The 23,566-nt window shown below is 71.3% G+C and carries 22 protein-coding genes; 16 read left to right on the forward strand and 6 right to left on the reverse strand.

The annotated features are described in order from the left end of the window. Positions 1-1,162, forward strand: a 1,162-nt coding sequence (locus H0487_RS02450) for a hypothetical protein (RefSeq protein ID WP_183092642.1), incomplete at its 5' end; no start/stop codon positions are given. Here the strand turns inward: H0487_RS02450 and H0487_RS02455 are convergent. Next, entirely contained in the window at positions 1,097-1,633 is a 537-nt protein-coding gene (locus H0487_RS02455) for a DUF2834 domain-containing protein (protein ID WP_183092643.1), read from the reverse strand. The two genes, H0487_RS02450 and H0487_RS02455, sit on opposite strands and share 66 nt — an antisense overlap. A gap of 84 nt (positions 1,634-1,717) precedes the next feature. Here H0487_RS02455 and H0487_RS02460 point away from each other — a divergent pair, with 84 nt between their 5' ends. Together H0487_RS02460 and H0487_RS02465 are read left to right on the forward strand one after the other, a co-directional pair. After that, a complete protein-coding gene (locus tag H0487_RS02460; RefSeq protein WP_183092644.1) occupies positions 1,718-2,314 on the forward strand; it encodes a TetR/AcrR family transcriptional regulator in 597 nt (198 codons plus the stop codon). A gap of 52 nt (positions 2,315-2,366) precedes the next feature. Beyond that, on the forward strand, positions 2,367-3,923 hold the full coding sequence (locus H0487_RS02465) for a phytoene desaturase family protein (RefSeq protein WP_183092645.1): 1,557 nt from the start codon (positions 2,367-2,369) through the stop codon (positions 3,921-3,923). Here H0487_RS02465 and H0487_RS02470 read toward each other — a convergent pair. Beyond that, positions 3,920-5,803, reverse strand: coding sequence for a carboxypeptidase-like regulatory domain-containing protein (locus H0487_RS02470; RefSeq protein ID WP_183092646.1), 1,884 nt, complete (start codon positions 5,801-5,803; stop codon positions 3,920-3,922). The two genes, H0487_RS02465 and H0487_RS02470, sit on opposite strands and share 4 nt — an antisense overlap. Positions 5,804-5,960: 157 nt before the next feature. Here H0487_RS02470 and H0487_RS02475 point away from each other — a divergent pair, with 157 nt between their 5' ends. Together H0487_RS02475 and H0487_RS02480 are read left to right on the forward strand one after the other, a co-directional pair. After that, positions 5,961-6,614 (forward strand): nitroreductase family protein, encoded by a 654-nt coding sequence (locus H0487_RS02475; RefSeq protein ID WP_183092647.1) that lies wholly within the window; start codon positions 5,961-5,963, stop codon positions 6,612-6,614. Between the two features lie 10 nt (positions 6,615-6,624). Next, positions 6,625-7,107, forward strand: coding sequence for a glutathione peroxidase (locus H0487_RS02480; RefSeq protein ID WP_183092648.1), 483 nt, complete (start codon positions 6,625-6,627; stop codon positions 7,105-7,107). 3 nt (positions 7,108-7,110) lie between these two features. Here H0487_RS02480 and H0487_RS02485 read toward each other — a convergent pair whose 3' ends face one another. Together H0487_RS02485 and H0487_RS02490 are read right to left on the reverse strand one after the other, a co-directional pair. Further along, the gene (locus H0487_RS02485) at positions 7,111-9,420 is read right to left on the reverse strand and encodes an MMPL family transporter (protein WP_183092649.1); all 2,310 of its coding nucleotides are present in this window, start codon (positions 9,418-9,420) and stop codon (positions 7,111-7,113) included. 53 nt (positions 9,421-9,473) lie between these two features. Beyond that, positions 9,474-10,058, reverse strand: coding sequence for a TetR/AcrR family transcriptional regulator (locus tag H0487_RS02490; protein WP_183092650.1), 585 nt, complete (start codon positions 10,056-10,058; stop codon positions 9,474-9,476). A gap of 75 nt (positions 10,059-10,133) precedes the next feature. Between H0487_RS02490 and H0487_RS02495 the strand changes: the two genes are divergently transcribed. After that, complete coding sequence (locus H0487_RS02495; protein WP_183092651.1) at positions 10,134-11,090, forward strand: DMT family transporter; 957 nt, start codon at positions 10,134-10,136, stop codon at positions 11,088-11,090. Here the strand turns inward: H0487_RS02495 and H0487_RS02500 are convergent. Beyond that, on the reverse strand, positions 11,071-11,772 hold the full coding sequence (locus H0487_RS02500; RefSeq protein WP_183092652.1) for a response regulator transcription factor: 702 nt from the start codon (positions 11,770-11,772) through the stop codon (positions 11,071-11,073). The genes H0487_RS02495 and H0487_RS02500 overlap by 20 nt on opposite strands. Next, complete coding sequence (locus H0487_RS02505) at positions 11,769-13,088, reverse strand: sensor histidine kinase (protein ID WP_183092653.1); 1,320 nt, start codon at positions 13,086-13,088, stop codon at positions 11,769-11,771. The genes H0487_RS02500 and H0487_RS02505 overlap by 4 nt, the downstream gene beginning before the upstream one ends. Before the next feature lie 185 nt (positions 13,089-13,273). Here H0487_RS02505 and H0487_RS02510 point away from each other — a divergent pair, with 185 nt between their 5' ends. From H0487_RS02510 to H0487_RS02555, 10 genes are all read left to right on the forward strand, one after another. Further along, positions 13,274-13,582, forward strand: a complete 309-nt coding sequence (locus H0487_RS02510) for a hypothetical protein (RefSeq protein WP_183092654.1) — start codon at positions 13,274-13,276, stop codon at positions 13,580-13,582. Then, on the forward strand, positions 13,569-14,906 hold the full coding sequence (locus H0487_RS02515; RefSeq protein ID WP_312855793.1) for a cytochrome P450: 1,338 nt from the start codon (positions 13,569-13,571) through the stop codon (positions 14,904-14,906). The genes H0487_RS02510 and H0487_RS02515 overlap by 14 nt, the downstream gene beginning before the upstream one ends. 60 nt (positions 14,907-14,966) lie before the next feature. After that, a complete protein-coding gene (locus H0487_RS02520) occupies positions 14,967-15,368 on the forward strand; it encodes a hypothetical protein (protein ID WP_183092655.1) in 402 nt (133 codons plus the stop codon). Between the two features lie 48 nt (positions 15,369-15,416). Beyond that, entirely contained in the window at positions 15,417-17,036 is a 1,620-nt protein-coding gene (locus H0487_RS02525) for a vWA domain-containing protein (RefSeq protein WP_183092656.1), read from the forward strand. Between the two features lie 115 nt (positions 17,037-17,151). Further along, complete coding sequence (locus H0487_RS23770; protein ID WP_183092657.1) at positions 17,152-18,657, forward strand: fatty acid desaturase; 1,506 nt, start codon at positions 17,152-17,154, stop codon at positions 18,655-18,657. Beyond that, the gene (locus tag H0487_RS23775) at positions 18,654-18,848 is read left to right on the forward strand and encodes a ferredoxin (protein ID WP_183092658.1); all 195 of its coding nucleotides are present in this window, start codon (positions 18,654-18,656) and stop codon (positions 18,846-18,848) included. The genes H0487_RS23770 and H0487_RS23775 overlap by 4 nt, the downstream gene beginning before the upstream one ends. Positions 18,849-18,893: 45 nt before the next feature. Further along, positions 18,894-19,490 (forward strand): TetR/AcrR family transcriptional regulator, encoded by a 597-nt coding sequence (locus H0487_RS02540; RefSeq protein ID WP_312855794.1) that lies wholly within the window; start codon positions 18,894-18,896, stop codon positions 19,488-19,490. Between the two features lie 72 nt (positions 19,491-19,562). Then, positions 19,563-20,798, forward strand: a complete 1,236-nt coding sequence (locus H0487_RS02545) for a M15 family metallopeptidase (RefSeq protein WP_183092659.1) — start codon at positions 19,563-19,565, stop codon at positions 20,796-20,798. Positions 20,799-20,846: 48 nt separating this feature from the next. After that, positions 20,847-22,028: a CaiB/BaiF CoA transferase family protein gene (locus H0487_RS02550; protein ID WP_246382894.1), complete on the forward strand. Its 1,182-nt coding sequence runs from the start codon at positions 20,847-20,849 to the stop codon at positions 22,026-22,028. A gap of 57 nt (positions 22,029-22,085) precedes the next feature. Beyond that, a complete protein-coding gene (locus tag H0487_RS02555) occupies positions 22,086-23,549 on the forward strand; it encodes a flavin-containing monooxygenase (RefSeq protein ID WP_183092660.1) in 1,464 nt (487 codons plus the stop codon). Positions 23,550-23,566: the final 17 nt, after the last annotated feature.

Consider the following 23,566-nt stretch of genomic DNA (forward strand, 5'->3'; position numbering starts at 1 on the left):
CGGCCGGCCGGTGGCCAAGGCCCTCGACCCCGACTCGCTGGCAGAGCTGGCGGCCTACGAGCTGCCGCCCCGCGACGGGGGTCCGCTGCCGGACACCGAGAACTTCTCGGGCGGCTACTTCTACCTCGACCACCGCGGCCGGCTCGTCGTCTCCACCGCGGAGAACCACGTCCTGTGGCTCCGCTTCACCGGCGACGCGTTCACGGTCGCCCGCGAGGTCGACCTGAGCCCGGCGCTCGGCACCCAGCGGATCCAGAGCGTCCTCCCGGACTGGTCGAACCGGATCTGGTTCGTGACCCAGCAGGGCACCGTCGGGTTCCTCGGTCGGGACGGCAAGGTCCGCAGCCGCGTCCTCGAGGGCGAGGTGATCGCCAACAGCTTCGCGATCGACGAGTCCGGTGGCGTCTTCGTCGTCACGGACTTCGCGCTCTACCGGTTCGACGTACGGTCGGGCCGGCCGCACGTCACGTGGCGCCGGACCTACGACCGCGGCACCCGGGTCAAGCCGAGCCAGGTCTCCCAGGGCAGCGGTACGACGCCGACCCTCATCGGCAGCGCCGACCTGCCCTCCGGCGGGTGGATCGCGATCACCGACAACGCCGACCCGCGGATGAACGTCCTGGTCTTCAAGCGCGGCAAGGCCGGGCCGGGCCGCCAGCCGGTCTGTCGTCAGCCGGTCTTCCCGGCGGGGGAGGGCGCCGACGAGAACAGCCTGATCTCCGTCCCGGGCGGCCTCATCGCGGAGAACAACTACGGCTACGAGATCCAGCAGCTCGCGCCGCGCCAGGTCACGACGACACCGGGTCTGGTCAAGGTCGCGGTGCGCTACCGACGCGGCGGCTGCCGGATCGCCTGGCACAACGACACCGCGCGGATCCCGTCGTCGGTGTCGAAGGCGTCGCTGCCCTCCGGCCTGGTCTACGGCTACACCCACCCGGCGGTGGAGGAGCTCTCGTTCACGGTGCCGCTGCCGCTCGGCGAGCTGGCACCCGACGCGTGGTTCCTCACCGCGTTCTCCATCCGCACCGGTGAGGAGGTCTGGAGCCGGTACGTCGGCTCGGGTCTGCCTTACAACAACCACTACGCGGCGGTGAGCCTAGGACCCGACGGCACCGCGTACGTCGGCACCGTCGGCGGGGTGGTCCGCGTCGCCGACCGCTGACGCCTCGGCGGCGAGGCGGCGCTGCCGCTCGACGGTCAGCAGGTAGAACGCCCAGCCGAAGGTGAAGCTGGCGAAGAGGGTGGCGACGAAGAACAGCCACGGCTTCGCGATGCCGCGACGCAGCCCGTCGATGATCGTGACGATCGGCAGGATGACGACGTTGGCGATCGTGAAGTCGGCGCCGGCCGACCCGGCGGCCGGGTTGTCGTACATGAGCTCGATGTACTGCGCCCAGCTCCCGTCGCCCCACAGCGGGTTGAAGAAGAGCTGGTCCGGTCCGTAGTCGAGGACGAAGGTGACGTTGAACCACCAGCCGAACCCGACGGAGACCACCCCGACCGTGAGATAGACGAGCTCGAGCGGGGAGAGCAACGGACCCTGCGCCGGGCGCCGGAAGATGTTCGGGTTCGACCGGACGATCCACAGCACCACGGCGCCGCCGAGGACCGCGTGCACGACGAGGGAGACCATGGCGCCGAGCGTCGCCCCGGATCCGAAGTTTTGTCAATAGTGACAGAACGGTGTCCGAGCAAGGCGTCCTTTACGATGCGGCGCATGGCCAGCCCACCGCAGACCGCGCGCAGCGAGCGCACGCGTGAGGCCCTGCGGCGGGCAGCGATGGTGCGGTTCCTGGCCCAGGGCGTCGAGGAGACGTCGGCCGAGCAGATCGCGGCCGACGCCGGAGTCTCGCTGCGCACGTTCTACCGCCACTTCGGGTCCAAGCACGACCTGCTGTTCGCGGACTACGACGCGGGGCTCCAGTGGTTCCGTCGCGCCCTGGCGAGCCGCCCGCCGGGCGAGTCCCTCGTCGACTCCGTCCAGGCCGCCATCTTCGCGTTCCCGTACGACGTGGAGGCGGTCACCCAGATCGCGAGCCTGCGCTCCGAGGAACTCGACCCGAGCCGGATCGTCCGCCACATGCGCGAGGTGCAGTCCGACTTCGCCCACGCGGTCCGCGACCACCTGCAGCGTCGTACCTCCGACGCGGCCGAGAAGACGCTGCCCATCACGGTGACCGCGCGGTGCGTCGCGGCCGCGGTGTTCGCCGGGATGGAGGTGTGGATGCAGAGCGAGGAGCGCACCCTCGCCGACCTCGCCGAGCTGTGCCGGACCGCCCTCACCTCGATCGAGGACGGGCTCCCGATCCACTGACCCTGTTTTGTCACTATTGACGAAACTTCCCGGCAGTGCGAACCTCCCTCGCATGGCGTACGACGCGATCGTGGTCGGTGCCGGCCACAACGGGCTGACCGCAGCGACCCTCCTCCAGCGGGCCGGCCTCCGCACCCTCGTCCTCGAGGCGAAGCGCTACGCGGGCGGCATGGCCTCGACGGTGGAGCTCTTCGACGGCTACCACTTCGAGATCGCCGGCTCCGTCCAGCTGCCGACCTCGGCGGTGGTGAGCAAGGAGCTCGGCCTCGACACGCTGCCGCAGGTGGACCTCGAGGTCATGTCGGTGTCCCTCATCGACGAGACCACCACGCCGCTCATCTACTACACCGACCTCGAGGCCGCGGCGAACCACATGATGGATGTCCACGGCATGGAGGTCCTGCTCGGCATGGCCGAGATGACCGGCTGGAGCGCCGCCCCCACCCGCGCGCTGGGCCGGTTCGAGCACGGCACGCTGCCGAAGACCGTCGACGAGATGTATGCCTGCGCCACCACCGCGGCCGAGCGCGCCAGCATCACCGAGATGCTCTTCGGCTCGTGCACCGACGTGCTCGACCGCTACCTGCCGGACAAGGAGAAGCACGCGGCCCTGCGCGGGATGCTCGCGTTCCTCGCGGTCAACTCCACCTACCGAGGTCCGTCCTCCCCGGGCAGCGCCGCCGGGCTGGCCTTCGGGATGGCGGTCCCCGACGAGAACACGGTCCTCACCAAGAAGCTGAAGGGCGGGATCGGCGTCCTCACCCGACACCTCCAGCAGCAGTACGTCGAGGCCGGCGGCGAGGTCCGCCTCGACGCCGCGGTCGTCGAGATCGCCGTCGTCGACGGCCGGGTCACCGGTGTCGTGCTCGCCGACGGCGAGCGGATCGAGACGTCGGTGGTGGTGTCGGGTGTCGCGCCCGACCTGACCCTGACCACGTTGGCGACCGCCGGCGCGATCACGCCGGAGCTCGCGGCCCGGCTGGGGCGGATCGACCACCGCGGCAGCTATGTCCAGATGCACTTCGCGCTCGACGGCGTCCCGGAGTTCGCGACGCCGTACGAGTTCCTCAACGACCCGAGGATGCAGAGCGCGATCGGCCTGTTCGCGACGCCCGAGGTCCTCCAGCGGCAGTTCGAGGACAGCCGCCGCGGGATCGTGCCGGCCGAGCCTGCGGTGGCGTTCCAGATCCCGTCGGCCTCCGATCCCGACCTCTGCCCGCCCGGCAAGGCGGCCGCGTCTGCGTTCGCCCTGTGGTTCCCGGTCGAGGAGGACCCCGGCGAGTACGCCCGCCTGAAGGCGGAGATGGGTCAGCGCGTGATCGACCGGATCACCCGGTTCGCCCCGAACTTCGAGAGCCTGATCCTCAAGCACACGACGTTCACCCCCAAGCACATGGGGACGATGTTCGGGGCCCCCGGCGGGGACTACTGCCACGGACTGATCCACCCGGACCTGCTCGGTCAGTACCGACCGGGTCCGGGTGGATATGTCGACCAGCCCCACGGGATCGAGGGGCTCCACCTGGGCAGCGCCGGCTGCTACGGCGGCCCGGGGATCACCTTCATCCCCGGCTACAACGCTGCCCAGGCCGTGCTCGCCGGCCGCTAGGCGCCCTGGAGCACGAGCTCGATGTCACCGAGGTCGAGGTCGTCCTGGATGTCGAGCTCGATCGGCTCCGCCTCGAGCCAGTACGGCGTACCGGGCTGGGCGGGGAACACCACGGAGAGCCGCGGGTCCGTCACCTCGTCGAGGTCGTAGGTCACCAGGCTGCCGGTGGCGGCACCGGACGAGAGCCGGGTGAGGGTGAACTCGCCGGTCGCGCCGCGGGTGCGGATCCGGGTCGGGTGCTCGCGGGTCGGGTTGGTGACCTGGCCCTGCGGATAGGTGACCTGGTAGGCGAGCGTCGTGATCACCGGCAGGTCGGTGCCGGCGTAGACCAGCCGACCGGTGACCCGGTGGCCGACCTCGAGCGGGACGTCGAACCGACGGGACGACCAGATCTTCACGTCCTCGTGGCAGATCGGCGCGTAGTTCCGCGGGTAGCCGTCCGCTGCGACCATCCACCGGTCACCGGGCACCAGGCCGCGGATGACGTAGCGACCCTCGGCATCGGCCTGCTCGATCTCGTGGAACCCGGCGTGCCGCTCGGGGTCGTCGGCCGGGCACAGGTCGCTGGTCGTCGCCTCGACGACGGCGAACGGCGCGGTCCGACCGCGGAGGGTCAGCAGCTCCTCGTCGAGGCGCAGTCGACCGAGGTCGTAGTCCTTGATCTCCCGCACCCGGAAGGTCCGCAGGCCGTAGCCCTGGCGGTCCTTGGCGACCAGGGTGTACGTGCCGCGGGCCAGGCCCGGGTACGTCGCGCTGCCGTCCTCGCGGACCAGGTTCGGGTAGATGACGTTGCCGTCGACGTCGCGCAGCTCGCTGTCGACACGGCCGTCGGTGCCGCGCAGGCGGATGGTCGCGGTCGCGCCGCGGGAGAGCGGCACGTCCTGGCGCACCTTCACGTCGTCCTCGTCCACGGTCACCAGCTCGTGGCTGGGGACGAACGCACCGCTGTGGATGAGCTTGCCGACCTGGTAGTCGCCGGGCAGCAGCCCGGTGAAGGTGTAGGTGCCGCGTCGGGTGGTGAAGAGGCTGGCGATCCAGTCGCCGTCGCCGTCGGCGAGGAAGATCTCCGTCCGTCGCGCCGGCTCGCCGGTCGCCTCGTCGTACGCCTTGCCGGTGAGGGTGACGCCGGGCTCGAGCGAGCCGTGGAGGAGACCGGGGTGGTCGGCGTCGATGGTGACCTCGTCGGACTCCCAGACGAGCGAGCCGAAGCCGCCGGCCCGCACGGAGTAGGTGCCGGGGACCAGGCCCTCGAACGCGAACGCGCCGTGCTCGTCGGTCTGCCCGCGCCAGGCGACGGAGCCGTCGAGGCGCAGCAGCTGCACGCCCTCGTACTCGGCACCCTCGAGGGTGCCGGTGATCCGGGCGGGGTCCTGGAGCTCGACGGTGCCGACGTCGAGGTCGGACTTCGTCGCGTCGTACAGGTCGGTGTGCAGCACCCAGCTGTCGTGCTGGCCGTCAGGACCGGCGTACCGCATCAGGTGGTCGGAGCGGTCCGGGGTGGTGCACGACGTCGGCGCCTCGACCTGCTTCTCGCAGACCTGCACGAGGAAGCCGCGGGGGTCCTGGCGGACCCGGAACCGGCCCTCGCTGTCGGTGACCGCACGGCGGTCCGTGTCGCCCAGGATCTCCAGGCCGGGGACCTCGCGGGGCGCGAGGACGTTGACGAGGGCGCCCGGGACGGGGTTGCCCGCGTCGTCGACGACGACGCCGGTGACCCAGCCGGGGCCGGCCATCGTCGTCGGTGCCGCGGCCGTTGCGGACCCGGCGAGTGCGGGGAGGGTGGGGGCCAGGCCGGCGGTGACGACCGCTGCCGTGGCGAGGGTGAGGCGCCCGAGGGTGCGGACGCGGGTGGGGCGTGGGGTGGCGCGCAGGGTGGGCACGTCGGTCCTTCCAGAGGGAGCCCCGATCCGGGGCGGGTGTCGCTGATCCAGCGTGGTCAGCGGAAGGACGCAACCCTGTCCGAGAAGGTTGCAACGACTCATCCCTGAGGATGAGTCGCGACGGACGACCGTGGGGACCGCTCGGGATACTGGCACCATGCGCACCCAGCCGGATCCGGTCCTGCACGCTCCGATGCCCGGCGCGGAAGGACTGGCCGAGCCCCTGCGCTCGCGATGGAGCCCGAGCATCTTCGACGCCCGGCACCGGCTGACCGCCCACGAGATCGCGCTCCTCCTGCACGCGGCCCAGTGGGCGCCCAGCAGCGGCAACCTCCAGCCGTGGCGCTTCATCGTGTGCGAGCGCGGCGATGCCGGCCACCAGGCGCTGGTGCCGCACCTGAGCCGGGGCAACTCCGGATGGGTCCCGCGCGCCTCGCTCGTGCTCCTCGCCGTGACCCAGGTCGCCGACGAGCCCGAGCGGCTCGAGGACGTGCGGCCGACCGATGCCGACGTCAACCTCTACGGGCTCGGCCTCGCGGCGGCCCAGGTGGTGCTCCAGGCGCAGGCGATGGACCTGCCCGCCCACCAGTTCGGCGGCTTCGACAAGGTGGCGGTCGCCGAGGTGCTCGGCATCCCGGACTGGTGGCGGCTGGTCGCCGGCATCGCCGTCGGTCAGCGTGGCGAGCCGGGCGAGGTCGCGGAGCGCGACCAGGAGCGCGAGCAGCGGGTCCGGTCACGCAAGCCGGTCACCGAGATCGCCTTCAGCGGCCGCTGGGGCGTCCCGTGGGGGCCGCTCACCACCCAGATGTGAAACTTGTTCCATGCCATCCCTCTACGACTTCAAGGCCACCAGCATCGACGGCGAGGAGGTCGACCTCGCCGCCTACGACGGCCAGGTGGTCCTCGTGGTCAACACCGCGTCGCAGTGCGGGTTCACCCCGCAGTACGCCGGCCTCCAGCAGCTCCAGGAGACCTATGCGGACCGCGGCTTCGCGGTGCTGGGCTTCCCGTGCGACCAGTTCGGCCACCAGGAGCCCGGGAGCGAGGCGCAGATCGCCGAGTTCTGCGAGAACAGCTTCGGCGTCACCTTCCCGATGTTCGGCAAGGTCGACGTCAACGGCGACGACGCGCACCCGCTGTTCGCGTGGCTGAAGTCCGAGAAGGGTGGTCTCCTGGGCGGCGGCATCAAGTGGAACTTCACCAAGTTCCTCGTGGGTCGTGACGGCCAGGTGGTCGACCGCTACGGGTCGACCACCAAGCCCGGCAAGATCCGTCCTGACATCGAGCGCGCGCTCGGCGCCTGAGGATCAGGCGGGCGCGAGCTCCTTGTCGCGCTCCCCGTCGAGGTCGTCGGCGCTCGTGGTGCTCGCGGGCACCGAGTCACGCTCGAGCGAGGTGCCCTCGACGTCGACGTTCGGCAGGATCCGGTCCAACCACGTCGGCAGCCACCAGGCCTTCTCGCCGAGGAGGTAGAGCACCGCCGGGATGAGTGCCATCCGGACGATGAAGGCGTCGAACAGGATGGATGCGGCGAGGGCGAAGCCCATCGACTTCACGACGGCGTCGTCCTCGAGCATGAAGCTCGCGAACACCGCGATCATGATGGTCGCGGCGGCGACCACGACCCGGGCGCTGTTGCGGAAGCCGTCGACGACGGCCTCGCGGGTCGACAGCCCGTGGACGTGCGCCTCGCGCATCCGGGTCACCAGGAAGACCTGGTAGTCCATCGCCAGTCCGAACACCATCCCGATCAGGAAGATCGGCATCGAGCTCACCAGGGGCTGGCCCTCGAAGATGCCGAGCGCACCCTTCTGGAACACCGCGACCGTGACGCCGAGCGTGGCGAGCACCGACAGCAGGAACCCGAGGGTCGCCGTGAGCGGCACCAGGACCGAGCGGAACACCAGCATCAGCAGGATGAACGCCAGGCCGACGACCACCAGCAGATAGAGCGGGAGGGCACCGCTGAGCCGGTCGGACACGTCCGTCGTGATCGCGGTCAGGCCGGTGACGCCGGTGGTCGTCCCCGTCGCGTCCTCGATCGAGGACTGCTCGTCGCGCAGCGTCTGCAGCAGGTCGAGGGTCGCCTCGTCGTCGGGGCCGGACGCGGGCGTGATCTGGATGAGCGCGCCGGTACCGACGCCGTCGGGCACGCCGTCCTGGCCGAGCGGTGCGTTGGTGGCCACCAGGCTCGCGTCCGAGACGTCGTCCTGGCCGGCGGCCCACGCGGTGACCTCGTCGAACGCCGCCTGGCGCGCGCCGTCGTCGCTGATGTCGCGGCCGTCGACGACGACCAGGAGCGGGCCCTCGCGTCCGGGACCGAAGGCCTCGGAGATCAGGTCGGAGGCCTGGCGGCGGGTGCTGTCGGTCGGCGCGGTGCTGTCGGTCGGGAACGCCAGGTGCATCTGGCTGACGGGCAGCGCCAGCGCACCGAGGCCGATGACGACGACGGCGATGACCGCGACCGGCGCCCTGCCGACCAGTCGGCCCCAGCGCACACCGTTGTTGAGGATCAGGCCCTGCTCGTCGCGCCGGACGCGCTCCTTGCGGACCCGGCCGCGGAACGTCCAGGACTTGAGCATGCCGAGGATGGCCGGCAGCAGCGTCAGTGCGACGAGGACCGCGATCAGCACGGTCGCAGCGGCCGCCAGACCCATCGCGGTGAGGAACGGGATCCGCACGATCGCGAGGGCGGAGAGCGCGATGAGCACGGTCAGCCCGGCGAACACGACGGCGGAGCCCGCCGTACCCACGGCGATGCCGACCGCGTGCTTCCGGTCGTCGGTGTGGTGCAGCTCGGTGCGGTAGCGGGCCAGGATGAACAGCGTGTAGTCGATGCCGACGGCGAGCCCGATCATCGAGGCGAGCAACGGGGTCGACGAGCCGATGTCGGTCAGGGCGGTCATCGCGGTCACCCCGGTCATCCCGAGGACCACGCCGAACACGGCGGTGAGGATCGGCAGGCCGGCGGCGATCGCGGAGCCGAAGGTCAGCAGCAGGACGATCAGCGCGATGCCGATGCCGATGAGCTCGGCGGTGCCGCCCGGCGGTGCCATCGACTGCATGCCGGGGCCGTTGGCCTCGACCACGAGACCGTCGACGGCGTGCTCCGCGAAGAGGTCCTCGGCTGCGGCGATCGTCTCCGGGTCGATGTCGGCCGGGGTCTCGACGTCCCACGCGAACCGCAGGATGCCGACCCGTCCGTCCTCGGACAACGGGCTGAACGCCGCCGGGGCACCCTCCGCCGCGTCGACGGGGTCGACGAGGGCCGTGATGTCCGCGCCCTCGCCCATCTGGGGGAGGCCCGGGACCGCGGCGATCAGCTCGTCGATCTGCGCCTGGTACGCCGGCTCGGCGAGCGTCCGGCCCTCGGGTGCGGCGACCACCACGTTGACGGTGGCGTCGTCGAAGGCGTCACCGGCCTCGGGGAAGAGCTCCTGCTGGAGCGACGCAGCGTCCTCCGACGGGATCCCGGGGATCGTGAACTCGTCGGACATCGGCTTGGAGAAGGCAGCGGCGACGGCGACCAGGGCCACGGCGACGAGCAGCCAGCCGGCGACGAAGTAGTACCAGCGCCGGTAGGCGGTCGTGCCGAGGCGGTAGAGCAGGCGGGCCATGGGGTCTCCTGGGTCCGGGAAGGGTCGGTGGGGATGAACGCCGGGTCGCGGCGTCAGCTGGTGAGGACGGCGCGGGCGTCCGCCACCGCTTCGTTGATCAGGTCGGTCATCGAGCGCGTCACGTCCGAGGCGTTGGCGACGGCCGCGTCGAAGATGGTGACGAGGAGCTGGAGGAGCAGGCGGGCGCGCTGCACGCCGTACGCCTGGCCCTCGCGCTGGAGGATCAGGTCGACCGAGCGCTCGAGGACGACCTCGAACCGCTCGTGGGCGATCGCGATGACCTTGGGGTCACTGACGATCACCTTGCGGCGCAGGACGGCGAGCTCGACGTCGTCGGCGCCCTCCTCCTCCACGGTCCGGGTCGCGGTGTGGACCACGTCGTTCCAGAGGTGGCCGGTGGGCCCGCCCGCCACGAACACGGCCACGAGCTCGTCGTTGTTCTCGTGGACCGGACCGAGGACCAGGTCCGCCTTGCTGTCGAAGTAGTTGAAGACCGTCCGGCGCGACACCTCGGCGGCCGCCGCCAGGTCGTCCATCGTCCAGCCGTCGAAGCCGCGGTCGCGGGTGAGCTCGAGCGCACAGCGCTCGAGTCGACGGGTCGTCTCGGCCCGCCGTACCTCCCACTTCGTCGCGGTCATGAGAGGATTCTTGCACTACTCGCCAGTAGAGTGCAAAAGTGTGACGGCGGTCACGTCGCACTACGCTCGGCTCCCGTGTCCTGGCACCCGGTCTCGCGCGAACCTGTGCTGCAGATCGGGATCCTCCAGGTCTCGCTCGCCGGGGTGCTGTGGGGCACGGGCGGGCTCACGCTCGAGGTCATCACCGACCGCACGGAGCTGTCGTTCGTCACGGTCAGCGGCTACCGGATGCTCATCGCGGCCGTCGTCCTCGTCGCGGCCGTCGCGGTGCTGCGTCGCGGTGCCGAGCTGGTCGCGCTGCTGCGGACCGCGCCGGGGCCGGCGTGCGCGGTCGGGATCGGGACCGGTGCCTACCAGGCGCTCTACTTCGGCGCCGTCGTCGAGGTCGGGGTGACGGTCGCGACCGTGGTGAGCCTCGGCCTGGCTCCGGTCCTGCTGACCGCGGCCGAGGCGGTCCGCCACCGGCGGCACCCCGGCGCGAGGCGCGTCGTCGTCATCGGCACCGCCCTGGCCGGGCTGGTTCTCGTCAGCGTCGCCGCCGGTGGGGCCACGACCGGACCCCGGCCCGGCCTCGGCGTGCTCCTCGCCGTCGCCTCCGGTACGACGTACGCCGCGACGACCGCGCTCGGCCGCCCGCTCTCGCAGCGGACCGACCCGCTGGCGCTGACCACGGTCGCGACGACGGCCGGCGCTCTTGCGCTGGTCCCGGCCGCGCTGGTCGTCGGTGGACCGTTCACCACCAGCGACCCGACGGCGCTCGGGGCGCTGGCCTACCTCGGTGTGATGACGATGGCGCTGGCCTACGGGCTGCTCTACGCCGGGCTGCGGACCGTGTCGAGCACGGCCGCGGTGATCGCCAGCCTCCTCGAGCCGGTGACGGCGGCGGTCGCGGCGGCGGTGCTCCTCGACGAGCGCGTGGGTGTGCTCGGCATGGTCGGGATCGTGCTGGTCCTGGCCGCCGTGGCGGGGGCCGGCAGCGAGCCGGTCGCGGAGGCGGGGCCCGCCGGGACCGTCAGGAGGTCGCGGGAGTGACCAGCCCGTTGTCGTAGGCGTAGACGATCGCCGCCGGTCGGTCCCGCAGGTGGAGCTTGGTGAAGATCCGTCCGATGTGGCTCTTCACCGTGAGCTCGGAGATGACCAGGTCGTCGGCGATCTCCCCGTTGCTGCGCCCGACCGCCATCGCCCGCAGCACCTCGAGCTCGCGCGGGGTGAGCGCGTCGGCGGCACCGGCGTTGGCGGCGACCGCCGGGCTGCTGTCGCGGTAGCCGCGCAGCACCCGTCCGGTCACGGCCGGGTCCAGCCACGACTCGCCCGCGGCGACGGTGCGGACGGCGCGGATCAGGTCGTCGGCCGAGGAGTCCTTGAGGAGGAACCCGGCCGCCCCCGCCCGCAGCGCGCCCGAGAGCATCTCGTCGTCGTCGAACGTCGTCAGCACGAGGACCGGCGGGGCCGCCGCGTCGCCGGCCAGCAGCCGGGTCGCGGTGATCCCGTCGACCTGGCGCATCCGCAGGTCCATGAGGATGACGTCGACGCCGGGGTCGACACCGTCGTCGAGGACCGCGAGGGCGCGGGGCACCTCGGCGCCGTCGGCGCACTCGGCGACGATCTCGAAGCCGTCACGACGGCGCAGGATCCGCTTGAGCCCGGACCGGACCAGCTCCTGGTCGTCGACGAGCACGACCCGAACCAGCGCGGGGGAGAGCGGCTCGGTCACGTGGTCGCTCCGCTCGCGGCCGGGCCGCTCGCCGTGGCACCCGGCAGCCGGCCGATCCCCGGCACCGTGTGTCCGCACGGGAGCTCGATGCCGGCGCGCTGGCCGAGGCGCACGTCGACGAGCCAGTCGTCGCCGTCCGGGCCCGCCTTGAGCGTCGCGCCGAGCTGCGTCGCGCGGGCGTGCATCCCGGCCAGCCCGGAGCCGAGTCCGTCGGTACGACGACCGCGGCTGCCATCGAGCGTGTTGCGGACGACGAGCCTCGCGTTGCCGCGCGCCACCGCCAGGGACACGCGGGCGGTGCTCCCCGGCGCGTGCTTGGCGACGTTGGTCAGCGACTCCTGGGCGATCCGGTAGAGGCCGAGCCCGGTGGCGGCGGGCAGGCCCGCCACGTCGCCTCGCTCGTCGTAGTCGACATGGAGTCCGGCCTGGTCGACCTCGCGGACCAGCGCGGCGATGTCGGCGGCCCCGGGGAGGACCTGGCGCGCGGCCGGCTCCTGGGTCAGGTTGCTCACCGTGCGGCGGATGTCGGCCATGGCTCGCCGGCCGACCTGCTCGGCGTCGGCCAGGGCGGCGTCGGCCTCGTCGACGGCATCGACCACGTCGACGGCGTCGACCGCACCGGGATCGCCGGCCGCCACGTCGCGCAGGGCGTGCCGGGCACCGGTGATGTGGAGCAGCGTCACGCTCAGGGAGTGGGCCACCAGGTCATGGATCTCGCGGGCGATCCGCTCGCGCTCCGCGGTCGTCGCCTGCTGCCAGGCGGCCTCGCGGGCCTCGCGCTCGGCGATCAGCGCGCGCATCTGCCACAGCAGCATCGCGCCGACCACGAAGCCCACCTCGAGCTCGATCGCATAGACGGGGAAGCCCACGATCCCGGGGCTGATCGCGGCGACCCCGAGCATCGCGTAGGAGAGGCCGGCGACGAGCAGCCCCGGGCGCAGGCCGTCGCGCGCGGTCGCCTCGGCGACGGCGAACGCGAGGATCGCGGGCGCGGCGTCGACCGGCGAGAGCACGTCGTACTGCGGGACGACGGAGAGCAACCACCCGGTGGCCACCAGGGCTCCGAGCGAGTCGAGCCACCATGGCAGCACGAGGCGGAACCAGAGCTGCGCCACCGGCGCCGCCAGCACCATCGGCACGGTGAGGAGCAGCGGGTCCAGCGGCCACAGCGCGTCGCGCTGCCCCAGCGCGAGCACCAGGCACGCTCCCTGGGCGAGGTGGCTGATCACGGGGACCCACCAGGGATAGAGGATCCCGCGCGCGAGGCAGCTGTCCTCGATGCGCTGGCGCGCCGCGCTCAGGATCCCGGTGGGCATGGGATCCAGGGTAGGCACCGGGGTGGGCCGCGTCATCCGACCGCGGGCGCGAGCACGTCTCCTACCAGGATCGCAGGAGCCGGTCGCGGAATGCGTGCCGTCGCCCGATGCCCGGACCCTGGTCCCTTGCCTACCTTCGATGACACCGAACACCCGACCCCCCGAACAGCAGGACGGTGAGCACCATGACCTGGAGCGAGACCAAGCGACGTTGGCAGCTGATGCGCGAGATCGAGGAGCTGCTGGTGACCGACCCGGCAGCCGTGCTGCCCTGGAACGACGAGTACCGCGATCTGTTCGCCACCCAGGAGGGCCTGGTGGCCGCGCTGCGCTACCGCTGGCAGCTCTCGCGGGACGCCCAGCTCGACACCTACGCCCCCGAGGCGGCGTGGGACGAGCAGGTCCAGCGTCTCGACCTCCGGACCCGGATGCTCATCCGGAGGCTGGACGAGGCGGCCGGCCGCGAGCAGGGTAGGGACCGTGTCGTCGCCTAGCTCCCTGCTCGCCACCCCGCGCGCGTTCGTCGCGTGGTCGTTGGCCCACGGCCTCCAACGCCGCTTCCTGCACCGCGCCGCGACCCGGGGCGACCGGATGGCGCGGCTCGCGACCGACCCCGCCTACTACGACGATCCCTACCCGTCGTACGACGAGATCCGGGCCGAGGGCCGGATCGTGCGCAACGGCCTGGTGGCCGGCACGGTCGACCACGCCGTCGCCAACGCGATCCTGCGCAGCGACGACTTCGGGACCGGCAACGGTCAGGGCGAGCTCCCCGCGCCGCTGCGCCGGCTGCACCAGCTGGTCCGCGACCCCGACACCCTGAGCCCCGTCGACCCGCCGTCGATGCTCGTGGTCGACCCACCGGTCCACACCCGCTACCGGCACCTGGTGTCGCGGGCGTTCACGGCCCGCAAGGTCGGCCGGATGGCCGACCGGGTGGAGGAGGTGGCCGAGCGGCTGCTCGACGACCTCGAGCGCGAGCCGACGTTCGACCTGGTCGGCCGCTACGCCGCGCTGCTGCCGGTCGCCGTCATCGCGGACATCCTCGGCGTCCCGGAGGACGAGCGCGACCAGGTGCTCGGCTGGGGCAACCACGCCGCCACCACGCTGGATCCCGGTCTGAGCTGGGCGCAGTACCAGGAGGCGTCGGCCGCGCTCAAGGAGATGCACGCCTGGTTCGCGATGCACCTCGAGCGGCTGCGCCGGGCTCCCGGCGACGACCTGCTGAGCCAGGTGCTCCAGGATCCCGAGGCGGCCGACCTCACCGAGCAGGAGCTCCACGCCATCGGCCTGCTCGTCCTCGGCGCCGGGTTCGAGACGACCGTGAACCTCATCGGCAACGCGGTTGCTCTCCTCGACGCGCACCCCGACCAGCGGGCCTGGCTGCAGGACAACCCCGACGGGTGGGCCAACGCGGTCGAGGAGGTCCTCCGCTTCGACGCCCCGGTCCAGCTCACGATGCGGGCGTCCTATCGCGACACCGAGGTGGCGGGCGAGCGGGTCGCGGCGAACGAGGCCGTCCTCGTCTACCTCGGCGGCGCCAACCGCGACCCGGCCGTCTTCACCGACCCGGACCGCTTCGACGTACGACGCGCGAACGCCGCCGACCACGTCGGCTTCTCCGCGGGCGTGCACTTCTGCCTGGGAGCCAGCCTGGCCCGGCTGGAGGCGACCGTCGCGCTGCGTGCCCTCTACGGCCGCTACCCCGACCTGCGGGTGGTCGGCCGCCCCGAGCGCCGCACGACGCGAGTGCTGCGCGGGTGGGAGCGTCTCCCGGTCTCGACGCTCGCGCGGGTGCCGGCCCTCGACACGCCCTAGACTCCTGGGGACCTTCCCCCAGGGTTCGCCCCGGGGTCCCCTTGCCCTCTGGGAGCCGGAGTGACGAGCAACCTCCCGACCGACCCTGACTACGCGCCCGCCGAGGCGACCGCGGTCATGGCGTTCCTGCTGGCAGGGTTCGGGTTCCCCGCGACGGCCGCGGCCGCGTCCTTCGCGCTCGGCAGCCTCGAGCACGTCGGGAAGGGGTTCCTCGTCGCGCTCCTCGTCTGGGCCATCGGCATCGGCGCCGCGTTCGTCGTACCGTTCACGACCGGGCCCGCCGGCGGCGACCCGATGCCGCCCGCCCTGCGTTGGGGACTGGGCGCGATCGGCGTCGGCGCACTGGCCCTGGTCGTGGCGTCGAGCGCGCCGCTGCTCCCGTGGACGCTCGTGCTGCTCGTCGGGCCGTTCTTCGCCTGGATCACCGGCTCGCTCTGGATCATCTCCCGCCAGAAGGGCTGAGCCCGCGCCTCCGCGGAACCGAGGGCACGCAACGGCCGTCGGAAGGCCATGACCCCGCGCCTCGCGATCCTCGCCGTCACCGCTCTCCTCTCCGTCGCCGTCCTGGCGTCGTGCTCGTCGACGGAGGAGCCGGACGGTCCGCGGGCGCACGGCCAGCGCGGCATCGACCCGCGGGCCTACTACGAGGACTACGAGTCCGGGGTCGACCGCGACAGCGGCACCATGAACTACTCCCTGGCGCCCCAGGGAGCGGTCGCCGACGAGGGCGGTTCCGAGGCTGTCCCGGACCCGCCCGGTCCCACCGAGGACAACGAGTTCCGCGACCACGGCACCAGTGGCTTCGTCGACGCCCGGCAGGACAACCGCTCGACCTTCGCGCTGGACGTCGACAACGGCTCCTACCGGCTCGCGCGGACGTTCCTGCGCGACGGCTACCGCGTCCCGCGGGCCTCGATCCGGGTCGAGGAGTGGGTCAACGCGTTCTCCTACGACGACCCGGCTCCGACCGAGACCGATCTCGGCCTGACCGTCGAGTCCGCGGACGCACCGAGCCTCGACGACGACACCCAGCTGGTGCGGGTCGGGGTCGCGGCCCGGGAGGTCGCCGCCGACGACCGGCCGCGGGTCAACGTCACCTTGGTCGTCGACCGCTCGGGGAGCATGGACATCCGCGAGCGGCTCGGTCTCGTGCAGGCGTCGCTCGCGGTCCTCGCCGAGCGCCTCCGGCCGGACGACACCGTGTCCGTGGTCTCCTTCGAGGACGAGGCCCGTCCGATCCTGGAGCCCACGCCGATCCGCGACACCGACGCGATCCTCGAGGCGATCGAGGAGCTGGAGCCGGGCGGCAGCACCAACCTGGAGGCCGGGCTCCGGCTCGGCTACGAGCAGGCCCGCGAGGCGTTCGACCCGCAGGCCGTCAACCTGGTCGTGCTCGCCTCCGACGGCGTCGCCAACGTGGGCAGCACCGGGCCGGGGTCGATCGTGGAGAAGATCCAGGAGGAGGGCGCGGACGGGATCCACCTGGTCACGGTCGGCTACGGGCTGGGCAACTACAACGACCACCTCATGGAGCAGCTCGCCGACCTGGGCGACGGGTTCTACGCCTACGTCGACGACTTCGAGGAGGCCGAGCGGCTCTTCGGCACCGACCTGGTCACCACCCTGACCCCGGTGGCGGCCGAGGCCCGCACCCAGGTGACGTTCGACCCCGCGCTCGTCACGTCGTACCGGCTCATCGGCTACGACAACCGGGCGGTCGACGACGACGACTTCACCGACGCCGGCACCGACGCCGGCGAGCTCGGCGCCGGTCACCAGGCGACGGCGCTCTACGAGGTGCGCCTCGCTGACGACGTGGCACCCGGCACGGTCATCGGCACCGCAGCCCTGCGTTGGAACCCGGTCGGGACCGGTGGCTCGGGCGGGCGTCAGCAGGAGGTCACCATCGATCTGCTCGCCGCCGACGGGCAGGCCCCCGCCTCGGCCGACCTCGCGCTCGCGTCGCTGGTCGCGGACGTCGCCCAGGTGCTCAAGCGCGCGGCCCCCTTCGACGGCCGCGACGTCACCCTGGAGGACCTGCTGGTCCGGGCCGAGGAGCTGCGGGCGGCCGACGCCGAGGGCGCACCGGAGCTGGTGACGCTCATCGAGCAGGCGATGTCCGTCGGCTGATCCGCACGACCGGCCGATCTACCGGTCGGGAAGTTTACATTTCCTTGGGTCTTGTCAATGCGGTTTACAAACACTACCGTCGTGTCAACCGCTCGACGGAGAGTTTGGAGACCTGATGAACGCGGAGCAGATCGGCAAGACCGTCCCGGACGGCACCACCGAGATCTGGAAGGACAAGAAGCGCTACCTCTGGCTGCTCGGGATGATGGTCCCTGGCCTGGGCATCCTGTTCGCGCTGGCCTTCATCGCCTCCGACGGCTGGTGGGGCTTCGCCCTGGTCGGGCCGTTGCTCATCAACGTCATCATCCCGGTCTTCGACCTGGTCTTCGGCCGCGACGCCTCGAACCCTCCGGACGAGATCATCGAGTCGCTCGAGAACGACAAGTACTACCGCCGGCTCGTCTTCGCCTACGTCCCCCTGATGTACGTCGTGCTGTTCGCCGGCTTCGACCTGCTCATGGGCAACAACCCGCTGCGCCGCGTGCTGGACTGGGTCGGCGCCGGCGGCTGGGCCGACGCCAACCTGGGCGCGCTGTACGACAACGCGACGTTCGACATGACCTGGTGGGTCAGCGCCTTCTGGGCGCTGTCGCTCGCCGGCGTCGTCGGCATCGGCATCAACACCGCTCACGAGCTGGGCCACAAGAAGGAGAGCGTCGAGCGCTGGATGTCCAAGATCACCTTGGCGCCGACGTTCTACGGCCACTTCTACATCGAGCACAACCGCGGCCACCACGTCCGCGTCGCGACGCCCGAGGACCCGGCTTCCTCCAAGCTCGGCGAGAGCCTCTACCGCTTCTGGCCGCGCACCGTCGCCGGGTCGGTCAAGAGCGCCTGGGAGGTCGAGGCCAAGCGCTACCGGCGCAAGGGCACGCACCCGTTCCACGTCGGCAATGACGTGCTCAACGCCTGGGCGATGTCTGCGGTCCTCTGGGGGTCGATCGTGGCCATCTACGGCGTCGAGGTGATTCCCTACGCGCTCATCACGATCGTCTTCGGCTTCTCGCTGCTGGAGGTCGTCAACTACCTCGAGCACTACGGGATGCTGCGACAGAAGGTCGGCGAGAAGCAGCGCTACGAGCGGGTGCTGCCCAGCCACAGCTGGAACAGCAACAACATCGTCACCAACATCTTCCTGTACCACCTGCAGCGTCACAGCGACCACCACGCGAACCCGACCCGGCGCTACCAGGCTCTGCGCGACTTCAAGGAGTCGCCGGCCCTGCCGACCGGATACGCCGGCATGATCAACCTCGCGCTCATCCCGCCGCTGTGGCGCAAGGTGATGGACCACCGGGTCGTCGAGCACCTCGACGGCGACGTGACCCTCGCCAACATCCTCCCGAGCAAGCGCGAGAAGTACCTGGCGAAGTTCCCGCCGCCGGAGGTCCACGACGTCCACGAGGACCACTTCGCCCAGCAGTTCGAGGGCGAGGTCCTGGCCGCGCGGTGCCCGGGTTGCAAGTACGTCTACGAGGTCGCCGCGGGTGACGAGCACGAGGGCTGGCCGGCCGGCACCGCGTGGAGCGAGATCCCCGACGACTGGTGCTGCCCCGACTGCGGCGTCCGCGAGAAGCTGGACTTCATCCCGTTCGACCCGGAGAAGGTGAGCGCACCGTGAAGATCCACGCGGACCTCGGCAAGTGTGAGGGCCTCGGCATGTGCGAGGCCATGGCCAACGACTACTTCGAGGTGGACGAGGACGAGGAGCTGGTCAACGTCCTCAACGACTCGCCGCCGGAGGAGGACCGAGCCCACGTCTACGCCGCCGTGCAGGCCTGCCCGGTGCTCGCCCTGACCCTGGCGGACTGACCCGTGCCGCCGACCCGGTAGTCCCGCGTGTCTATTCTCGCTCGCGTGAGAGCGCAGCCCTCGGTGCCCGCCTTCCCGACCGCGGTCGGGGGGCTGCGCGAGCGTCTGTGCGACGCCGCGACGCGGGTCATCGCCGAGGAGGGCTGGGCCCGGGTCACGATGGCGCGGCTCGCGGACATCGTCGGCGTGAGCCGGCAGACGGTCTACAACGAGATCGGCACCAAGAACGACCTCGCCGAGGCGGTCGTGCTCCGCGAGCTCGAGCGGTTCCTCGCCGGCGTCGTCCGCTCGTTCGACGAGAACCCCGACGACCTGGTCCAGGCGATCCGCGACTCGGCCCGCCGCGTGCTCAAGTACGCGAAGGACAACGCCCTGCTGCACGCCGTCGTCTCGGCGACGCACGGCGCCGACACCGAGCTGCTCCCGCTGCTGACCACCCACGCGGAGTCGCTGCTCGTCGCCGCCAAGGTCGTCGTCCGCGAGCGGGTCGCCGGCTACGACATCACGCTGACCCCCGACCGGCTGGACGCCAGCATCGACATGGTCGTCCGGCTCGTCCTCAGCCACGTCATGCAGCCCTCGGGCGACCCCGCCGAGACCGCCGACGACATCGCGTGGGTCGCCGAGCGCGTTCTCGGCTGACGCTCCGGAGGGACGAGACTCACGACGTCGTTTCGGTTTTGGAACTACCCTCTACAGGGGAGGGAAGTTCTTATGGGGGTTGCGCGTACGCCAGCGCGACTGGCACTGGCCTGTGCCGTCGCGACGCTGGCTGCTGCCTGCTCGTCGCCCTCGGACGAGCCGGCGAACGACACCACCAACGCCGCCTCGACGACCAGCCCTCCGACGGCCGACGCCGGCAGTGGTGGTCCCGTGGTCACCTACGCCGTGCACGAGGTCGACCCCCCGGGTGCCTATGACGGGATCAGCAGTGACGACATGCTGATCGTCAGCCCCGAGACCATCCCGGACGACCTCGTCGACCAGATCCGCCGCATCCGGGTCGACGGCTCGAAGGCGGTCAGTGCGGCCACCTCGCTGTCGCTCTCGACGTTCTCGCTGGAGAACAAGAACTACCGGATCGCCGCAGTCGACCTCGACGGCTACCGCCGGTTCACGGGGCCGGCCCAGAACGGTGCGCAGTTCCAGGAGGCGTGGGAGCGGGTCGCCCAAGGCGAGATCGCGGTGCTCGACAGCCTCGAGCGCAGGATCCCGCTCGACAAGGACGGCTATCTCGCGGTCGGTTCCGGCGAGCAGCGCTTCCCGATCCACGTCGGCGCATGGACGGCACAGGTCGGCACGATCGACGCGGTCGTCAACACCGAGTGGGGCGAGGCGCTGGGGATGCCGGAGGACAACGCGCTCGTCGTCAGCACGGGCGCTTTCTCCCCGCAGGCGGTGAAGAAGCAGCTCAAGAAGCTGCTCGGCCCGGACATGTCGATCACCGACCTCGACATCGTCGCCGAGGCCGGGCTCGACCCGGGTGTCCGCCAGACCGCACAGGTCATCGGCACCTTCGCCGAGGCGGTCGGCGTCTTCCGTTACACGCCGATCGGCGGTGGCCGGGTGCAGCCGGACGCTGCCTGGGTGCGCGAGCACATCATCACCGAGACGCTGCCGCTGCTCGGCAAGGTCACCTGCAACAGGTTCATGATGCCGCAGCTGAAGGCGGCCGTGCTCGAGATCCAGGCCGCCGGTCTCGGTTCGGAGATCAAGTACCACGTCGGCTGCTACTACCCGCGCTTCATCGCCGGCTCCACGACGCTGTCCAACCACTCGTTCGGGCTGGCCATCGACATCAACTCGCTCGAGAACCAGCGCGGGACGGTCGGCCAGATCAGCCGCGCCGTGGTCGCGATCTTCAAGAAGTGGGGCTTCGCCTGGGGTGGCGACTGGAGCTACACCGACCCCATGCACTTCGAGCTCGCGAGGATCGTCCACCCGGGCTGACCGGCGTCCACCGGGCGACTGTGACAGCACAACTGTCAACGTTGTGCCATGATCACCCGCATGACGCTGGAGAGCTACGAATTGGGTCAGGGCACCGGCCCGCTGCGCGGGATCAAGGTCGTCGAGATCGCCGGGATCGGTCCCAGCCCGCACGCCTGCACGATCCTCGCCGACCTGGGCGCCGACGTGATCCGGGTCGAGCGGCCGGGCGGCCAGCTCCTCACCGGCGGCGCGCACGACCTCCTCAACCGGGGCCGCCCCAGCGTCGCCCTCAACCTCAAGGACCCGGCGGCGGCGGAGGTCGTGCTCGACCTCGTCGCGGGCGCGGACGTCCTCATCGAGGGCATGCGCCCCGGTGTCACCGAGCGGCTCGGCATCGGTCCGGAGGCCTGCCACGCCCGCAACCCGCGGCTCGTCTACGGCCGGATGACCGGCTGGGGCCAGGAGGGTCCGTGGAGCCAGGCGGCCGGCCACGACATGAACTACATCGCGATCACCGGCACCCTGCACGGGCTCGGCCAGGTCAAGGGGACACCGCAGTTCCCGGCCAACCTCGTCGGCGACTTCGGCGGCGGGTCGACGTACCTCGTCATCGGGATCCTCGCGGCGCTCCTCGAGGCGAAGGTCTCGGGCCAGGGCCAGGTCGTCGACGCGGCGATCGTCGACGGCACCGCGCACCTCAACACGATGCTGGCCGCGTTCCTGGCGGGCAACACCTACAAGGAGGAGCGGGTCAGCAACCTGCTCGACGGGGGCACCCCGTTCTACTCGATCTACGAGACCGCGGACGGCGAGCACATGTCGGTCGGCTGTCTCGAGCCGCAGTTCTTCGCGGCCTTCACCGAGCTGCTCGGGGTCACCGACACGATCCCCGGCCAGTTCGAGTTCGACCGCTTCGACGAGATGCGGGCCCTCATCGCGAGCAAGTTCAAGGAGAAGACCCGCGACGAGTGGTGCGCGATCTTCGACGGTACCGACGCCTGCGTCGCGCCGATCCTGAAGTTCAGCGAGGCCGTCGACCACCCGCACATGAAGGCGCGCGAGATCCTCGTCGAGAAGGACGGCCTCGTGCAGCCGGCGCCCGCCCCGCGCTTCTCCCGGACCGAGGCCACCCTCGGCCTGCCGCCCTCGCCGCGAGCGGGCGCGCACACCCGTGACGCGCTCGTGCTCTGGGGCATCGAGGACGTCGACGGCCTGATCGAGCGGGGAGTCGCCGTCCAGGTCGACTGAGCCGGTTACGACCGGAGGAGGACGACAGTCCTCCGGGAGCGTGCGAACCTACGCTCCATGGAGCACGTCGACGTCCTCATCATCGGTGCCGGTCTCTCGGGCGTCGGCGCGGCTGCGCAGGTGCGCACCCGGCTCCCGGGCAAGACCGTCGCCGTGCTCGAGTCGCGGGCCGCCAAGGGAGGGACGTGGGACCTGTTCCGCTACCCGGGCATCCGTTCGGACAGCGACATGTTCACGTTCGGCTACACCTGGCGGCCGTGGGACAGCGACGTCGCCCTCGCCGACGGAGCGCTGATCCGCGACTACATCGACACGGTCGCCCGGGAGTACGACGTGGACCGGCTCATCCGGTTCGGGCACCGGGTGACCCGCGCTGTGTGGGACTCGGCGAGCGCTCGCTGGACGGTGACGGCGAGCGTGGGGGACCCCGCGGCCGACGAGACCGTGACGATGACCGCGAGCTTCCTGTGGTCCTGCGCCGGCTACTACAAGTACGACGAGGGCTTCCAGCCCACCTGGCCGGGGATGGCCGACTTCGAGGGCCAGGTCGTGCACCCGCAGCACTGGCCCGACGACCTCGACCACGCCGGCAAGCGGGTCGTGGTGGTCGGCAGTGGCGCGACGGCCGTCACCCTGGTCCCGGCGATGGCGCTCGGCGAGGGACCGGCCGAGCACGTCACCATGCTGCAGCGGACACCGACCTACATCCTCAACCGGGCCCGCCGCGACCCCGTCGCCCGGCTGCTCACCCGTTGGCGCGCGCCGGACCGGGTGATCTACCGCGCGGCTCGCTGGTTCAACATCGTCCAGGCGGTCGCCTCCTACCAGCTCAGCATGCGCTGGCCGGAGCGGGCGAAGGCCTTCATCCGCAAGGAGGTGGCGCGCCAGCTGCCGGAGGGGATCGACGTCGACGAGCACTTCTCGCCGCCGTACGACCCATGGGCACAACGGCTCTGCTTCGTCCCGAGCGGCGACCTCTTCAAGGCGTTCCGTGGGGGCACTGCCTCGATCGTCACCGACACCATCGACACCTTCACCCCGACGGGGGTCCGGCTGACCTCGGGCGCCGAGATCGACGCCGACCTCGTGGTCACCGCGACCGGGTTCCACATGCAGGTGCCGCTCGGCGGCGTCGACCTCGAGGTCGACGGCGAGCCCGTCGCGTATGCCGACCACCTCGCCTACAAGTCGCTGATGCTGAGCGACGTTCCCAACTTCTTCTTCACGCTCGGCTACACCAACGCCTCCTGGACGCTCAAGGCCGACCTGGTCATCGACTACGCGTGCCGCCTGATGGCGCACCTCGACCGGCACGGCCTCCAGCAGGCCGTCCCGGTCCCGGATCCCGCGGTCCAGCGCCGTCCCCTGATGCCGCTGACCTCCGGCTACATCCAACGCTCCGCGCACCTGCTGCCGGCCGAAGGGGACCGGGCGCCCTGGCGGCTCGACCAGAACTACTTCGTCGACCGCCGGGTGATCCGGAAGGGCGCGATCGACGACGGAGTGCTGCGCTTCACATAGGCGCGGATTCAACCAAC

This window comes from Nocardioides stalactiti, from assembly GCF_014180715.1.
Taxonomy (GTDB): domain Bacteria; phylum Actinomycetota; class Actinomycetes; order Propionibacteriales; family Nocardioidaceae; genus Nocardioides; species Nocardioides stalactiti.

Excerpts from the sequence above, each read along its gene's own strand:
- H0487_RS02550 (WP_246382894.1), top strand. The coding sequence starts at position 20,847 with ATGATCACCCGCATGACGCTGGAGAGCTACGAATTGGGTCAGGGCACC.
- H0487_RS02460 (WP_183092644.1), top strand. The coding sequence starts at position 1,718 with ATGGCCAGCCCACCGCAGACCGCGCGCAGCGAGCGCACGCGTGAGGCC.
- H0487_RS02505 (WP_183092653.1), bottom strand. The coding sequence starts at position 13,088 with ATGCCCACCGGGATCCTGAGCGCGGCGCGCCAGCGCATCGAGGACAGC.
- H0487_RS02465 (WP_183092645.1), top strand. The coding sequence starts at position 2,367 with ATGGCGTACGACGCGATCGTGGTCGGTGCCGGCCACAACGGGCTGACC.
- H0487_RS02475 (WP_183092647.1), top strand. The coding sequence starts at position 5,961 with ATGCGCACCCAGCCGGATCCGGTCCTGCACGCTCCGATGCCCGGCGCG.
- H0487_RS02555 (WP_183092660.1), top strand. The coding sequence starts at position 22,086 with ATGGAGCACGTCGACGTCCTCATCATCGGTGCCGGTCTCTCGGGCGTC.
- H0487_RS23770 (WP_183092657.1), top strand. The coding sequence starts at position 17,152 with ATGAACGCGGAGCAGATCGGCAAGACCGTCCCGGACGGCACCACCGAG.
- H0487_RS02480 (WP_183092648.1), top strand. The coding sequence starts at position 6,625 with ATGCCATCCCTCTACGACTTCAAGGCCACCAGCATCGACGGCGAGGAG.
- H0487_RS02510 (WP_183092654.1), top strand. The coding sequence starts at position 13,274 with ATGACCTGGAGCGAGACCAAGCGACGTTGGCAGCTGATGCGCGAGATC.
- H0487_RS02485 (WP_183092649.1), bottom strand. The coding sequence starts at position 9,420 with ATGGCCCGCCTGCTCTACCGCCTCGGCACGACCGCCTACCGGCGCTGG.
- H0487_RS02545 (WP_183092659.1), top strand. The coding sequence starts at position 19,563 with ATGGGGGTTGCGCGTACGCCAGCGCGACTGGCACTGGCCTGTGCCGTC.
- H0487_RS02525 (WP_183092656.1), top strand. The coding sequence starts at position 15,417 with ATGACCCCGCGCCTCGCGATCCTCGCCGTCACCGCTCTCCTCTCCGTC.
- H0487_RS02490 (WP_183092650.1), bottom strand. The coding sequence starts at position 10,058 with ATGACCGCGACGAAGTGGGAGGTACGGCGGGCCGAGACGACCCGTCGA.
- H0487_RS02455 (WP_183092643.1), bottom strand. The coding sequence starts at position 1,633 with ATGGTCTCCCTCGTCGTGCACGCGGTCCTCGGCGGCGCCGTGGTGCTG.